This window comes from Chryseobacterium sp. ZHDP1 (genome assembly GCF_018603435.1).
Taxonomy (GTDB): domain Bacteria; phylum Bacteroidota; class Bacteroidia; order Flavobacteriales; family Weeksellaceae; genus Chryseobacterium; species Chryseobacterium indicum.
In genome coordinates this window covers 3,624,893-3,638,307 of the sequence record NZ_CP075682.1, presented here as the reverse complement: position 1 = coordinate 3,638,307, position 13,415 = coordinate 3,624,893, and the positions used below count along the sequence as shown (strand labels likewise).

At 35.3% G+C, this 13,415-nt stretch carries 15 protein-coding genes; 4 read left to right on the top strand and 11 right to left on the bottom strand.

The window, feature by feature from the left end; genetic code table 11:
• Positions 1–2 precede the first annotated feature (2 nt).
• The 3 genes from KKI44_RS16710 to KKI44_RS16700 are packed head-to-tail and all read right to left on the bottom strand — an operon-like array spanning position 3 to position 2,716.
• Positions 3–794: a DUF4129 domain-containing protein gene (locus tag KKI44_RS16710; RefSeq protein WP_214588377.1), complete on the bottom strand. Its 792-nt coding sequence runs from the start codon at positions 792–794 to the stop codon at positions 3–5.
• Positions 787–1,746 (bottom strand): DUF4013 domain-containing protein, encoded by a 960-nt coding sequence (locus tag KKI44_RS16705; RefSeq protein WP_214588376.1) that lies wholly within the window; start codon positions 1,744–1,746, stop codon positions 787–789. Before KKI44_RS16705 ends, KKI44_RS16710 begins: the two co-directional genes overlap by 8 nt.
• Positions 1,733–2,716 (bottom strand): stage II sporulation protein M, encoded by a 984-nt coding sequence (locus KKI44_RS16700; RefSeq protein ID WP_214588375.1) that lies wholly within the window; start codon positions 2,714–2,716, stop codon positions 1,733–1,735. Before KKI44_RS16700 ends, KKI44_RS16705 begins: the two co-directional genes overlap by 14 nt.
• A 27-nt stretch (positions 2,717–2,743) precedes the next feature.
• On the opposite strand from KKI44_RS16700, the gene KKI44_RS16695 reads away from it, so the two are divergent.
• Positions 2,744–3,484 carry an RDD family protein gene (locus tag KKI44_RS16695; protein WP_108410658.1) on the top strand — a complete coding sequence of 247 codons (741 nt, stop codon included), beginning with the start codon at positions 2,744–2,746 and terminating at the stop codon, positions 3,482–3,484.
• Positions 3,485–4,186: 702 nt separating this feature from the next.
• Here the strand turns inward: KKI44_RS16695 and KKI44_RS16690 are convergent.
• The 3 genes from KKI44_RS16690 to KKI44_RS16680 all read right to left on the bottom strand — a co-directional run bounded on the left by KKI44_RS16690 (position 4,187) and on the right by KKI44_RS16680 (position 5,978).
• Entirely contained in the window at positions 4,187–4,693 is a 507-nt protein-coding gene (locus KKI44_RS16690; RefSeq protein WP_214588374.1) for a hypothetical protein, read from the bottom strand.
• A gap of 166 nt (positions 4,694–4,859) precedes the next feature.
• Entirely contained in the window at positions 4,860–5,657 is a 798-nt protein-coding gene (locus KKI44_RS16685) for a GLPGLI family protein (RefSeq protein ID WP_214588373.1), read from the bottom strand.
• A gap of 9 nt (positions 5,658–5,666) precedes the next feature.
• Positions 5,667–5,978 carry a hypothetical protein gene (locus tag KKI44_RS16680; RefSeq protein WP_214588372.1) on the bottom strand — a complete coding sequence of 104 codons (312 nt, stop codon included), beginning with the start codon at positions 5,976–5,978 and terminating at the stop codon, positions 5,667–5,669.
• Positions 5,979–6,104: 126 nt separating this feature from the next.
• On the opposite strand from KKI44_RS16680, the gene KKI44_RS16675 reads away from it, so the two are divergent.
• Together KKI44_RS16675 and KKI44_RS16670 are read left to right on the top strand one after the other, a co-directional pair.
• Positions 6,105–6,461: a helix-turn-helix transcriptional regulator gene (locus tag KKI44_RS16675; protein ID WP_214588371.1), complete on the top strand. Its 357-nt coding sequence runs from the start codon at positions 6,105–6,107 to the stop codon at positions 6,459–6,461.
• Positions 6,462–6,510: 49 nt separating this feature from the next.
• The gene (locus KKI44_RS16670; RefSeq protein WP_214588370.1) at positions 6,511–6,801 is read left to right on the top strand and encodes a GNAT family N-acetyltransferase; all 291 of its coding nucleotides are present in this window, start codon (positions 6,511–6,513) and stop codon (positions 6,799–6,801) included.
• On the opposite strand, the gene KKI44_RS16665 is transcribed toward KKI44_RS16670, so the two are convergent.
• The 5 genes from KKI44_RS16665 to smpB form a co-directional block, all read right to left on the bottom strand.
• Positions 6,790–7,761 carry a glycosyltransferase family protein gene (locus KKI44_RS16665; RefSeq protein ID WP_214588369.1) on the bottom strand — a complete coding sequence of 324 codons (972 nt, stop codon included), beginning with the start codon at positions 7,759–7,761 and terminating at the stop codon, positions 6,790–6,792. The genes KKI44_RS16670 and KKI44_RS16665 overlap by 12 nt on opposite strands.
• Positions 7,758–8,585 carry a UDP-2,3-diacylglucosamine diphosphatase gene (locus tag KKI44_RS16660; protein ID WP_108411045.1) on the bottom strand — a complete coding sequence of 276 codons (828 nt, stop codon included), beginning with the start codon at positions 8,583–8,585 and terminating at the stop codon, positions 7,758–7,760. The genes KKI44_RS16665 and KKI44_RS16660 overlap by 4 nt, the downstream gene beginning before the upstream one ends.
• Before the next feature lie 58 nt (positions 8,586–8,643).
• Complete coding sequence (locus KKI44_RS16655) at positions 8,644–9,384, bottom strand: YebC/PmpR family DNA-binding transcriptional regulator (protein ID WP_214588368.1); 741 nt, start codon at positions 9,382–9,384, stop codon at positions 8,644–8,646.
• Positions 9,385–9,478: 94 nt separating this feature from the next.
• On the bottom strand, positions 9,479–10,969 hold the full coding sequence (locus KKI44_RS16650; RefSeq protein WP_214588367.1) for an OmpA family protein: 1,491 nt from the start codon (positions 10,967–10,969) through the stop codon (positions 9,479–9,481).
• 77 nt (positions 10,970–11,046) lie between these two features.
• The gene (smpB, locus tag KKI44_RS16645; RefSeq protein ID WP_214588366.1) at positions 11,047–11,505 is read right to left on the bottom strand and encodes an SsrA-binding protein SmpB; all 459 of its coding nucleotides are present in this window, start codon (positions 11,503–11,505) and stop codon (positions 11,047–11,049) included.
• Positions 11,506–11,710: 205 nt separating this feature from the next.
• Here smpB and KKI44_RS16640 point away from each other — a divergent pair, with 205 nt between their 5' ends.
• A complete protein-coding gene (locus KKI44_RS16640) occupies positions 11,711–13,333 on the top strand; it encodes an ABC-F family ATP-binding cassette domain-containing protein (RefSeq protein WP_214588365.1) in 1,623 nt (540 codons plus the stop codon).
• Positions 13,334–13,415 lie beyond the last annotated feature (82 nt).

Below are 13,415 nucleotides of genomic sequence, written 5' to 3'. Positions count from 1 at the left end.
AATTACGGTTTAAAGGATTGATATTGGTTTTTAAATTTCAGGTAGTTTTCTTCATCAATAGAGAATTCTCCGTACCAGACATAATCGAAAATATAGGCAAGATCGTAAAAACTTTCTTTTAAGTGCGGTGCTTTCAGCTCTGCCGCATAATCTTTATTGGTTTTTTCCGGATTCCAGACGATGAGTTTCTTATCGCTTAATTTTTTTAAGAAAAATAAAAACTGATAACGCACTGCTGAACGGAAATCCCCCGATTTTTCAAATTTTAGAATACTTTCCGGGAAATTAATTTCGTGAATATTTTCATGAAGTTCTTCTTCGCGGATATCCACTTTCCGGTTTTTCTTTCCGAAGAATGAAATTCCGCCGTTCCCGATGAGATATTTAATAATAAAATACAGCAGGAAGCCAACAAGAACAATCACAAAAAGACGCATTAAAATCCCTGCGAAATTTCCGGATTTTGTAAATACGGTTTCCCCGAAAATACTGTCTAATAATTCTGCGAGCTTCTTCATCAGCTTCTGCCCGAAAGACATTCTGGGTTTTACCGTAGTATAATCGAAATCTTTGTCTTTGTATCTTGAAGGGATGTTGTCTTTAAATTTTTTAGGATAAACGGTGTTTTCCGTTACTGGATTTTTATACAATACAGAATCTGCACGGTACATATTCCTATAATGTCCCGTTTCTATCGAGTCCAGAAAAACAGCTCCTTCAGGAGGCAGATCGTCCTGCTGAGAAAAAACAGTTCCGAAGCTGAAAAAAAGCAGTAAAAGAAGAAGCCTATTCATTATTTCCTATTGTTTCTATTTCTGCCAGTTCCATTTTCTGATGAAGATCGGTGCGGCTGTCGTAATACATCAATCCTGAATTTACATACAGAACATTCATTAATATGGTTGAAACCAATGTTGAAAGTCCGTAGATAAAGAATATAACAATTCCGAAATTTCCGGAGAAAGGATTCTGTTCAAAATTCGCATCCGGAGCGGTTGTTGAAAGTTTAAGAATGTATAAAACCATCGGAACTCCGGATAAAAATCCGCTTACAATATAAAAAAGCAGTCCCAAAATAATGGTTGCTCCCCAATATTTCCAATAGGGAGATTTTTCTCTGCCATTAGGATAAGAAAACTGAGATCTTATAGCATAACTGAGGCTTTCGAAAAAACCTTTATTTCCGTTAAAATAATCGTAGCAGAGAAAAGTGATAATACTGAATAAATTCGGCAGGATAAAAAGCAGCAGAAAAATTCCAATGAAAAAAAATACCAACAGATAAGAAAATCCAAAAATAGCCGTTGCAACAGGCATTACCAAAAAGGTAAGTCCGAAATAGGCAATGAAAACTTTTTTAGAATTCACTTTAAAATCACTGATGATATCGTCTGTTTTTATTTCTTTATGTCCTTCCGCAACTCTTTTCATATAAAATACAGGAAAAAGCAGATTAACCGTCATTAGAGCTGTGGAAAGTACAAAAAGTACAATTCCAGCAATCATAATCAGTCCTAAATTATCCTGAAAATACTGTTCAAAATAATAGCTTTGTCCGCTCATATTCGATCCGAAAATGGCTCCAAAGAATTCTCTGAATCCTACCACCATCACAACGACGGTTAAAATAAGCAGCAAGCCGTTCAGCAGAATAAAATTTTTAAAATAATTCTTACCGTATAATTTGAAAAAAGCAAAAGTATCGCTGATGAAACTTCCGAAATCTCTTTTTTTATAAAACTGCATCCTGAATCTGGTTATTAATTTTTTTGCTGACAACAGACGGATAAATACAGTAGTAAAACCCGATGATTGCCAAAGACCCGAAAATAATAATTAAATTTAAAATTAAAGGCATTTTCAGGGCGTGTCTTGTTACATATCCCTCAATAATTCCTGCACAGATGGTGAAAGGAACCGTACTCAGGAATATTTTGAATGAATCTTTAAATCCGATTTTGAAAGAATTAAATCTCGACAGTGTTTTAGGGAATAAAATAGAGGCTCCCAGAATAAGACCGCACATCGCTTCCACTACCATCGCAAAGATTTCAAAAACTCCATGAAGCCAGATTCCTCTTGCGCTGTCCTTCAGTGCGCCGTAATCGTAAAAGAAATACTGGAAAGAACCGAGCATCACGCTGTTGTTCAGCAATGCCCAAAGCGTTCCCACTCCGCCTGCAATTCCGTAGATATACAGTCTTGCACCAACTTTTATATTGTTGAAAATAATCCCGATTGTACTTCCCCATGTAGAACCGCTCTGGTAAACTCCTACCGCATTTCCTGCCTTAATGTTTTCAATCGTCTGGTTCACATATTCTTCACCCAGAATAACTTTGGCAAAATCTTTATCGTAAATTCCGGAAAGCAGACCGATTAACGTAAATAAAGTAAAAAACAAAAAAGCATATCCCAAATATCTTCTGTACTGGTACACCAGCAAAGGAACTTCGGTTTTGAAGAAATGCAGAAATCTGTTTTCTTCTACCCTTTTGGTTTTATAAATTTTCTGGAAGATCTGTGCAGACAAATGGTTAAGATAAACCGTGGTATTACTTTTCGGGTAATACGTCTGTGCAAAAGAAAGGTCGTTAACGAGGTTGATGTACAGCGAAGAGAGATCATCAGGATTTTTTTTAATTTTCCCCTGAATAACCTGTTCGATTCCCAACCATTTTTCTTTATTTTGTTTAATGAAATAAACTTCTCTCATAATTGTAAGGCTAAAATAATAAAAATAATGTCTCAAATCGCGATAAATACTTCACAAAATGTAAATATTAATTTCAACATTGCGGGTGTTGGAGAAAGACTTCTTGCTTATATTATCGATCTTCTTATTCAAATTGCTTACACCATCGCTATTCTGTATCTTTTTTTCAATATTCTGAATCTGGGATATGTGATGGACGGGCTTGATCAGTGGTCGATTATTGCTATTTACAGCATTCTTCTTTTCCCGACTGCTATTTATCCGCTTGTTCTGGAAAGCCTGATGGAAGGGCAGACTCCGGGAAAAAAAGTCATGAAAATCCGTGTGGTGAAAATCGACGGTTATCAGGCGGGATTCGGAGATTATATGATTCGCTGGGTTTTCAGGATCATCGATATTTCTATTATCGGTCTTATCTCTGCCATTGTTTCCAAAAACAACCAGCGTTTGGGAGATATTGCATCGGGAACCGCCGTTATTTCTTTAAAAAACAACATCAATATTTCGCATACGATTCTGGAAAACATTAAAGAAGATTATGTTCCTACTTTTCCGCAGGTCATTGCTTTAAGCGATAATGACATGAGAATCATCAAAGATAATTATCTGAAAGCTTTACGAGTGGACGACCGACAAATCATCAGCAAACTTTCTGATAAAATTAAAGGAATTCTGAAGCTGGAAGTAGATCCTACCAAAATGACAGAAAGACAGTTCATCGGGGTTGTTATTAAGGATTACAATTATTATACGGGGAAAGACAGTTAGAAAGGCGAATTTGAAATATTTTAAAACCACTCTGCTTATAAAAACTCCCGCAGATTTTGCGGATGATTCTGAAAAATTCGTCAAATATTTTTTATTAATTTGATTTAGAAACTGCAATCTAAACGCAAAGAAAAAAGTTTTCACCTCATTAAAGAGAAGCAAAGGTACTCCGTCGCAGACGGATGATGAAGCCCGCTTCTTAGCAGATGAAATCTGCCTTCACTTTGCTGCCTAAATATATTCATTCTCAAAACAAAAACTTTGCGTTTAGATAATCCGGAACAAAGTTTGTCATGCTGAAAAGCATCTCTAAGATTATATTTGATAGATTTCTCCTTCGTCGAAATGACAGAGCTGTTTATGAAAGCTCCCGCAGATTTGGCGGATTTTGCAGATGATTCTGAAAAAAATATCAAATGCTTATACAAACATTTTTTTATTGATTTGAAGACTGCAATCTAAACGCAAAGGAAAAAGTTTTCACCTCATTAAAGAGAAGCAAAGATACTCCCTCGCAGACGGATGATGAAGCGCGCTTCTTAACAGATGAGATCTGCCTTCACATTGCTCCCTTAATATATTCATTCTCAAAACAAAAACTTCGCGTTTAGATAATCCGGAGCAAAGTTTGTCATGCTGAAAGGCGTCTTTAGGATTGTATTTGGTAGATTTCCCCTTCATCGAAATGACATAATATTCAAACTAAATCATTCTAAAACTACGTGTATAAAAGAACTGAGCAACCATTGCCAAAATCAACAGTACAAAATGCAATACTCTAATTTTTAGTTTATATCTACGGATGATGCAAAGAAAAATGATGTTGATAACGGATGTAAAAAGTATCGCCACATCATGCATATTTTTCACTTCTGAAATATCAATATCTAAAACGCAGCGCCTTACTGTTCCAAAATTGAACCTGCAAAAGTGAATGAATAAAGACAACATACACGAGAGGTATAAAATGATAACGTATTCTGAAAAATCTTTTACAAATTGGTTTCTTTCTTTACCAATCAGAGCAAAACCTAAATTTATAAGTGACAACAGCAAACAGGAAGTTATGGTAAAAAGAATATCATAATTCCCAAAATTCAGAAGATGGTACACCACAAAATACTGAATGGAAATATACAGCGCTCCCACCGTTACAGGAAGCCAAAAGAAATGATAAACGAAATAATTTAAATTTGATCTTTCCGGCATTTTAGTTTTTTGATAATGTTAATACTATTCAGAATTTCAATAAGATATTCTGTTCCATATTCATTAGATTTCCCTTTGTAAACTATAGAAATCTTACAATGTGAATCTTTGTGAAATGATAAGAGGGCATCTAAATTTTAGAAAGCCCTCTTTTGTTTAATTAAATTTAGTCTAAAAAATTATTGATATTTCTAATATTCCTGATGATGGCTTCTTCGCTTCCTTTTGGCGGAAGTTTTCCGAAAGTTCCAAAAAATGAACTTAAAGGATCATCCATTCTTTCTTTTCTTTTTTTGTAGAACTTCTCATAAGTTGTATCAATACCATTGGGTAAAGATCCGATAGGTTTTTTAGTATTTTTCAAGCCAACTAAAGAAAAATTAAAATAATTTTTATCATCATATATTTCTAAAATTAAACCTGGTAATCCTTTAAAGGAGTAAGGTCCTTCCTGAATTGGAATTTCGTCTGTATACCATGCTGTCATAATTTTTTTTCTGTATTTACATACAGCTTTTTTACATTGATAGCCCTGTATTATCTTCGATTCGGATTCCAGCTTCCACTCTATTTTATTATTGAGATCATAGCGATATCCATCTCTTGATATTTTATCATAAATGGTTACTTTTCCATCACTATAAAAAACTTCCGGTTTAAATTTAGCCGAAGGAAGAGCAGAAGCATTGATTACAACCTGTCCATCAACAGGATTATTCATACTTTTTTCAATCATTTTAATTCCTAAAGAATCTGCAAATGCTTTTTGATTGCTTTTGAAAATAGACGATTTCCTGCCGATTAATAAAGATGCAATTTCTTTTTTCTGAGTTTTAATATTGGCTGTATCAATTAAAAAGGTAACTAAATATTTACATTCAATATAAGAGCTGTCCGCTTTTTGGGAAAACAAAAAATTATTGCAAAATAATATGAAAAATAGAAATAACTTTTTAGACATCATTTAAAAATTTTAACCACCATAATCAGGCGAACCACAAACATATTCATTGTACAAAGCTCCGTTTTCTCTCATACAGGCATAGGCATGTGCTTTGGAATCTGCATCGCCCAGTTTATAACAAACCGTATCTACGGCATTTGCGCTAGAATTACACCAAACTACCATCAGATAAGATTGGCAATACTGCTGCGGAGTAGATTCCTTTTCACATTTTTCAGTTTTGGTCTCTTCTGTTTGCTTGGATGGTTTCTTTTCCTCCGTGTCTTTTGCACTTAAAAATCCTACAAAGGAGACGGTTGCAATTAAAAATAATTTTTTCATCTGCTTTTTTTTCATTTGTTAAACAGATCAAAAATAAAAATTTAGTACAAGTAAATACAATTTTCTTTTTGCGATTTTATTGCGATTTTTCGCAAAAAATTTATCTTTACACTAAACTTTACAGAAATGGAAAAAACAAAACTCATCGAAGCCCGCAAAAGAAGAAACATCAGCCAGGAAAGAATGGCAGACATCCTTTCTATGGATGTTTCCAACTACAACCGAAGAGAGAAAGGAACGGCAAAAATTTCTTTATCGGAATGGCAGAAAATTGCCGAAGTATTGGAAGTTCCTTTCGAAGAGGTTTATGAAAATGAAGAGAGTTTAGTTTTTATTTTTAACGACAATTCTACAGGTAATGGAATTGTTAATACCAATAATTACAACATTCCGCTTTCTTTGTGGGAATCTCAGAAGAAATACATCGATAAACTGGAAGCAGAAATTGAAGCACTAAAAGCAGAAATCGCAAAATACAAATAATCTTTCGCGGTGCAGTTTTTGTATTTTACGCTTCATAAAAGTTTAAGTTATGAGATTTGAAAATAATAAATCGGGCAACGGCGGTGTAATTTCTTTAAATAATGAAGTAAAAGAAATCGGAAGATTAACGTACACTATTTTCCCCGAAGACAGCAAATTCATTATTTCCTTCGTTCTGGTTCATCCCGAATTTGAAGGTCGCGGAATGGGAAAATATCTGGTAGAAGAAGCCATAAAGTTTGCCCGCGAAAACAACTGGAAAGTTTACCCGCATTGTTCTTACGCGCGATCTGTGTTGATGAGAATGAAGGATGTGGAAGATATTTTTTTACAGCGTTAAAACTTCATTCACCAATATTTCCTCAATATCATCCGGATAATCTACTTTCAGATGCTGATCGGAATTTACCCAATTCTGTATTTCTTCGAGTTTCAATACTTTAGAATTCGGAATTCCCATTTTGTCTAAAGCACATGCGTTGCATTCCTGCTCATATTGATTATGAATAGGAATTACGAACAGTTTTTTATCCATAAAAAGTGCTTCTGCGGGACTTTCGAAACCTGCATTGCAGAGAATTCCATCGCAGTTTTCAAACGCTTTTAAGTATTGAATTTCATCAATCGGAAAAATTTCAACATTATTTTCCTTAAACTGCAATTTGGAATATTTGGAAAAAACTTTCCATTCTACCGGAATCTGCTTTAAAACTTTAATGATATTTTCATCCGAAAAACTCGGAAGATACACCAGATAAAAACCTTTTTTGTCGGGATTTAAGTTTCGGATTTTCCTTCTGATCACCGGCTTTTTTATCTGAGGATGATAATTTTCGAAATGGAAACCAATTCTTCTTTCGCTGGGAACATAATATTTCAGCACCATTTCCCCGAAAAAATCTTTTTTATCCGGTTTCGGCGTTTCTTTAAACAACATGGAAGCCTGATGACTGAGTTCTATCATCGGATGTTTTTTGAATTTACAAGCCCATCCTGTTAAAGGTTCATAATCGTTGATGACTAAATCGTACTGAGAAAGCTCGATTTCGCGGATCGCTTTGAAGGCTTCTAAAAAACTATTGTCTGTAAACGTTTTTCGATAGGATAAACCGCCTGTTTTATCATAAAGAAGGGAAACGCCTTTGTGTTTGAAATTAATGTCGAAATCTGCCTTTAACTGCGACTGATGTCCGCTGATAAGTGTATCGACAGAAGCATATTTTTTCAGGATCGGAACAATTTCCTGTGCGCGTGCGACGTGTCCGTTTCCTGTTCCCTGAAAGGCGTATAAAATTCTCATTGGCTGAAGTTGGTTACTATTTTTAAAAGCTCATCACTATCGATTTCCTGAATTTCCTCTGCGGTATCATCTTTTAAAGAATCTTTATGTTCGTCATAATAAAAAATCTTCCACTCGTTATTATTGTACTCCAGTGCGGAAAGATTTTCGATCCAGTCTCCGGAATTAAGATACGTACAGGAACCTTTTTTATTAATCACCTCCCGAATCTGCGGCTGATGAATGTGTCCGCAAACTACGTAATCGTAATGATTGTCGATGGCAAGTTCGGAAGCTGTAAGTTCAAAATCTCCGATGTATTTTACCGCTTTCTTCACATTGTTTTTAATTTTTTTTGAAAACGAATATTTTTCTTTACCCATTTTCTCCAAAAACCAATTGACAACATTATTAATCACAATTAATAAATCGTAGCCTTTTCCTCCCAGTTTTGCAATCCATTTCGAATGCTGAACAGAGGCATCAAACACATCTCCATGAAAGATCCATGTTTTTTTATTGTCTATGTCTAAACAGATTTTATTACAGACTTTAAGCTTACCCAGTTGGAAGTCGGTAAACTTCCGGAACATCTCGTCATGATTTCCGGTAATGTAGAAAACATCTGTGTTTTTTGTGGCAAAGGACAATATCTTTTTGATGACCTTTAAATGGGGTTTAGGGAAGTAAGACTTTTTGAATTGCCAGATATCAATAATATCTCCATTCAAAACTAAAGTTTTAGGCTGAATAGAATTAAGATATCGCAGTAATTCTTTAGCCTTACATCCGTAAGTTCCCAGATGAACATCCGATATAACAACTAATTCGACGTTTCTTTTCATAGTTTTATGCAAAGAAACTACTTGAAAGTTAACTGTATATGAATGTTATATTATTTTTTTAGAGCGTTTCCATCAACTCTTCTGTAATTTCCATATTATGATATACGTTTTGCACGTCATCATCGTCCTCGAAACGCTCAAGCATTTTCATATTTGCCTTGAACTGCTCTTCGTTTACTTCTTTTGTATTGTTCGGAATTCTCTGAAGTTCTGCGCTTTTTGCTTCAATTCCCAGTTCATCAAGCTTGTGAGATAAAGAACCGAAATCTTCGAAAGCTGTTGTAATCATAACTTCTTCTTCGTCTTTTTCTACGTCTTCTGCTCCGCCGTCAATCATTTCCATTTCAAAATCGTCCCAATCCATTTTAATTTGAGATAATTCTATGGTGAAAATTCCTTTTCTGTCGAAGATGAAAGCTAACTCACCATTTTTACCAAGATTACCGTCAAACTTATTGAAAATAGCTCTTACATTGGCAACCGTTCTTGTAGGGTTATTAGTAGTACATTCTACGAAAAATGCAACTCCGCCTTGTCCGTAACCTTCGTAAGTAATTTCTTCGTAGCTTTCTGCATCTGCACCACTTGCCTTTTTAATCGCTCTTTCTACGTTATCTTTCGGCATGTTTGCTCCTTTTGCATTCTGGATGCATCTTCTTAATGCAGGATTAGATTCAGGATCTGCACCTCCGGCTTTCACCGCTAATGCAATATCTTTACCTATTTTAGAAAATGTTTTAGCCATTTTGTCCCATCTGGCCATTTTAGAAGCTTTTCTATATTCAAACGCTCTTCCCATTTTATATTTTTAATTTTCAACAAAATTACTTAAAAGTGAACGAAAAAAAAATACCCCCAGAGAACTGGAGGTATTTATATTTAGAAAAATTTAATTATTTTTTCTTTTTAGCCGGAGCTTTTTTCTTAGCTGGAGCTTTTTTCTTAACTACTTTTACCGGAGTTGGATCTTCGTAGTCTCTCTTTTTAAGAGATTCCCACTGAGCCGCATCTTCGATAGCAGTTACAACTACTTTTCTGTCTACTTGTCTTTCAGCATCAGAAGCAGTAGCAGGAATTTTAGCTTTAGCTTTACCTACACCGATTGATTTAAGAGCGTTAGCGTCTACACCTCTTGCATCCAAAGCAGCAACTACAGCAGCAGCTCTTTCTCTAGATAATTTCAAGTTGTAAGCTTCAGATCCTTTAGCATCAGTTCTACCTTCTAATAGATAGTTACCACCATCTTTTTTGATTAGATCAGCAGCAGAATCAAGAGCGCCTTTAGACTCAGCCTTGATAGTAGCTTTATTGAAATCAAAGAATACGCTACCAAAGCTCTTCTCTAATTCTTCAGCTGTTTTTGTTTTTGGCTTAGGACATCCGTTGTATTCTGGAAGACCTGGAACAGTAGGACAAGCATCATCTTTATCTAAGATTCCGTCTCCGTCTGTATCTGGCCAAGGACAACCGTTGTTTTCAGCAGGACCTGCAACTGTAGGACAAGCATCATCTTTGTCGATTACACCGTCACCATCAGTATCTGGCCAAGGGCAACCATTGTTTTCAACCGGACCAGCCACATCTGGACATTGATCGTCTTTATCTGGAACTCCGTCACCGTCAGTATCAGGACATCCTTGGAATTCTGGTAAACCTGGTGTATCTGGACATAAATCGTCTTTATCTAAGATACCATCTTTATCTCTATCTCTGTTACCAAATCTAAAGTTCAAAGATGCTGAAGCTTGCCAGAAGTTAGCAACGTTAGATTTGTCTCCCGGAGTTGATACATAATCTCCCTGAATACCTAAACCGAAGTTTTTAGTTAACCAGAAGTTAGCACCTGCACCAGTAGCAACTGTAAAGAAGTTAGCTTTACCGTTTTCGTTTCCGCTATCTCCATTCGCCACAACTTCACCATTAGCATCCGTTCTAGGGAAAGTAAGAGAAGTATAATCGTGTCTTAAATAGTTAGCACCAACTCTTAAATATGGATCAAACCAAGATTCTTCGTTCCAAAGAAGACCTGCAGCCTTCGCTTGGAAACCTAAACCTGTCATCAACATAAACTCTTTACCCATGTTGAATCTTTTGTTCTCAACATTTCCAACAGTAGTCTGCCAGTCGATCACCAAACCTTTACCGATGTTCCTAGCTACAGTAAGTTTTGATAATGGCGGAGTAATAGAGAAGTTGTTCATATTGAACATTGTCTTCGTCAAATTATTAGCAGAGAACGTATTACTGAAATTGGTTCTCTGTGCCAAATGGTTTTCCGCGTGAGCACCAACTCCGATCAACCACGGATTGTTGGTAGTCTGAGCGAACACAGTAGAAGCAACAGTAAGTGCCAATGCTGAAATTCCTAATTTTAGATTTTTCATAGAATTAAATGATTAAATAATTGATAATGCAAAATAAATATAATTTTTCTTTATATACAAAGTTTTTCAGATGATTTTTAACTTTTCTTTAATATTCTGTCGAGGTTTCGTTTATTTTCTCTATCTTTTATGCTCTCCCTTTTATCGAAGAGTTTTTTCCCTCTACCCAGCGCTATGAGAACCTTTGCTTTTCCCCTGTCATTGATATATAACTTAAGAGGTATAACAGTGTTCCCTGCATCCTTTAACTTTTTTTCTAATTTCTGTAACTCTTTTTTGTGCAAGAGCAATTTCCGTTCCCTTTTTGTTTTATGATTGTAAAAAGTTCCTAATTTGTACTCATCAATCATCATATTAATGATGTACAATTCCCCATCAATAAACTGACAGAACGATTCTGCGATAGATGCTTTTGAAGAACGCAAAGATTTTATTTCCGTACCTGTTAAAACCATTCCCGCATCGTATTCTTCCAGAATTTCATATTCAAATCTGGCTCTTCGGTTTAATATATTGACTGTTTTTTCAATCTTCATTTTAAAATCCTTTTGTATTTATAAGATGTAAAAATTTAATAAAGTTGCAGGTGAAATTTATCTTTTCTGAAATTTTTTTTCTGCGTTTTATTAATTTAATGAATGAAATATATAAAAAATACCCCACATTTAAAAACCTGACTATTACAATATTGCGAAATACCCAAATTCTTTTCGTATTTTTGCGCCAAATTTACAAAACTATATGTTAACAGTATCTAACTTATCTTTACAATTCGGGAAAAGAGTTCTTTTTGACGAGGTAAACATTATGTTTACGAAAGGAAACTGCTACGGAATTATCGGAGCAAATGGTGCAGGAAAGTCTACATTCCTTAAAATATTAACAGGAAAGCAGGACCCGACAACAGGACACGTATCTTTGGAACCTGGAAAAAGAATGTCTGTTCTGGAGCAGGATCACTTTGCTTATGATCAATTTACTGTGCTTGAAGCGGTTTTGAGAGGTAACAAGAAATTATTCGAGATAAAAGAAGAGATGGACGCGCTTTATGCGAAAGAAGACTTCTCTGATGAAGACGGAATTAAAGCCGGAGAATTAGGTGTAATCTACGATGAAATGGGAGGATGGACTGCAGAATCTGATGCACAGACCATGCTTTCTAACGTAGGTATTAAAGATGATATGCACTGGCAAATGATGAGCGAACTTGAGAACAAAGACAAAGTAAAGGTTCTTTTGGCTCAGGCGCTTTTCGGAAATCCGGATGTACTTATTCTGGATGAGCCTACGAACGACCTTGACATCGATACGATCTCTTGGCTGGAGGATTTCTTGGCAGATTACGAAAACACAGTAATTGTTGTATCTCACGACCGTCACTTCTTAGACACGGTTTGTACGCACATCGGTGACTTAGATTATGCTAAATTAAATCTTTACACAGGTAACTACTCTTTCTGGTATCAGGCTTCTCAGTTAGCAACTAGACAGAGAGCTCAGGCGAACAAAAAAGCGGAGGAAAAGAAGAAAGAACTTCAGGACTTCATCGCGAGATTTAGTTCAAACGTTGCAAAAGCTAAACAGGCAACTGCAAGAAAGAAAATGATCGATAAATTAAACATTGATGATATTAAACCGTCTTCAAGAAGATATCCTGCCATTATTTTCGAAATGGAAAGAGAAGCGGGAGATCAGATTTTAGATGTAAAAGGTCTTGAAAAAACAAAAGACGGAGAATTACTATTCTCAAATATCGATTTAAATCTTAAAAAAGGAGATAAAGTTGCTGTTTTGTCTAAAAATTCATTGGCAATCACAGAATTTTTCGAAATTTTAGCAGGAAATGTAGAAGCAGACAAAGGAACTGTTGCTTGGGGAGTTACTACAAACCAGTCGCATATGCCTTTAGATAATACAAACTTCTTTCAGGAAGATTTAAGTTTGGTTGATTGGCTAAGACAATTCACGAAAAATGATGAAGAGCGTCATGAAGAATTCGTAAGAGGATTTTTAGGAAGAATGCTTTTCTCAGGAGATGAAGCTTTAAAATCATGTAAAGTACTTTCAGGAGGTGAAAAAATGAGATGTATGTTCAGCAGAATGATGCTTCAGAAAGCTAACGTTCTTTTACTGGATGAACCTACAAACCACTTAGACCTTGAAAGTATCACGACATTGAACAACTCACTGTCTAACTTTAAAGGAAATATTCTACTGGCTTCTCATGACCACGAAATGCTTTCCACAGTCTGTAACAGAATCATCGAACTTACTCCAAACGGAATTATCGACAGAGAAATGACTTACGATGAATATCTTGCTGATAAGAAAGTAAAAGAATTAAGAGAGAAAATGTATTCTTAAAAATATTTAAAAACCGTTCAACTGCTGAACGGTTTTTTTTAACACTTCCCCTTCAACAATAAACTTTTCTTTTAAATTATAA

Coding starts and splice junctions, on each gene's coding strand:
- KKI44_RS16650 (WP_214588367.1), bottom strand. CDS start 10,969: ATGAAAAATCTAAAATTAGGAATTTCAGCATTGGCACTTACTGTTGCT.
- KKI44_RS16675 (WP_214588371.1), top strand. CDS start 6,105: ATGGAAAAAACAAAACTCATCGAAGCCCGCAAAAGAAGAAACATCAGC.
- KKI44_RS16705 (WP_214588376.1), bottom strand. CDS start 1,746: ATGCAGTTTTATAAAAAAAGAGATTTCGGAAGTTTCATCAGCGATACT.
- KKI44_RS16700 (WP_214588375.1), bottom strand. CDS start 2,716: ATGAGAGAAGTTTATTTCATTAAACAAAATAAAGAAAAATGGTTGGGA.
- KKI44_RS16660 (WP_108411045.1), bottom strand. CDS start 8,585: ATGAAAAGAAACGTCGAATTAGTTGTTATATCGGATGTTCATCTGGGA.
- KKI44_RS16655 (WP_214588368.1), bottom strand. CDS start 9,384: ATGGGAAGAGCGTTTGAATATAGAAAAGCTTCTAAAATGGCCAGATGG.
- KKI44_RS16695 (WP_108410658.1), top strand. CDS start 2,744: ATGTCTCAAATCGCGATAAATACTTCACAAAATGTAAATATTAATTTC.
- KKI44_RS16690 (WP_214588374.1), bottom strand. CDS start 4,693: ATGCCGGAAAGATCAAATTTAAATTATTTCGTTTATCATTTCTTTTGG.
- KKI44_RS16670 (WP_214588370.1), top strand. CDS start 6,511: ATGAGATTTGAAAATAATAAATCGGGCAACGGCGGTGTAATTTCTTTA.
- smpB (WP_214588366.1), bottom strand. CDS start 11,505: ATGAAGATTGAAAAAACAGTCAATATATTAAACCGAAGAGCCAGATTT.
- KKI44_RS16685 (WP_214588373.1), bottom strand. CDS start 5,657: ATGATGTCTAAAAAGTTATTTCTATTTTTCATATTATTTTGCAATAAT.
- KKI44_RS16665 (WP_214588369.1), bottom strand. CDS start 7,761: ATGAGAATTTTATACGCCTTTCAGGGAACAGGAAACGGACACGTCGCA.
- KKI44_RS16680 (WP_214588372.1), bottom strand. CDS start 5,978: ATGAAAAAATTATTTTTAATTGCAACCGTCTCCTTTGTAGGATTTTTA.
- KKI44_RS16710 (WP_214588377.1), bottom strand. CDS start 794: ATGAATAGGCTTCTTCTTTTACTGCTTTTTTTCAGCTTCGGAACTGTT.
- KKI44_RS16640 (WP_214588365.1), top strand. CDS start 11,711: ATGTTAACAGTATCTAACTTATCTTTACAATTCGGGAAAAGAGTTCTT.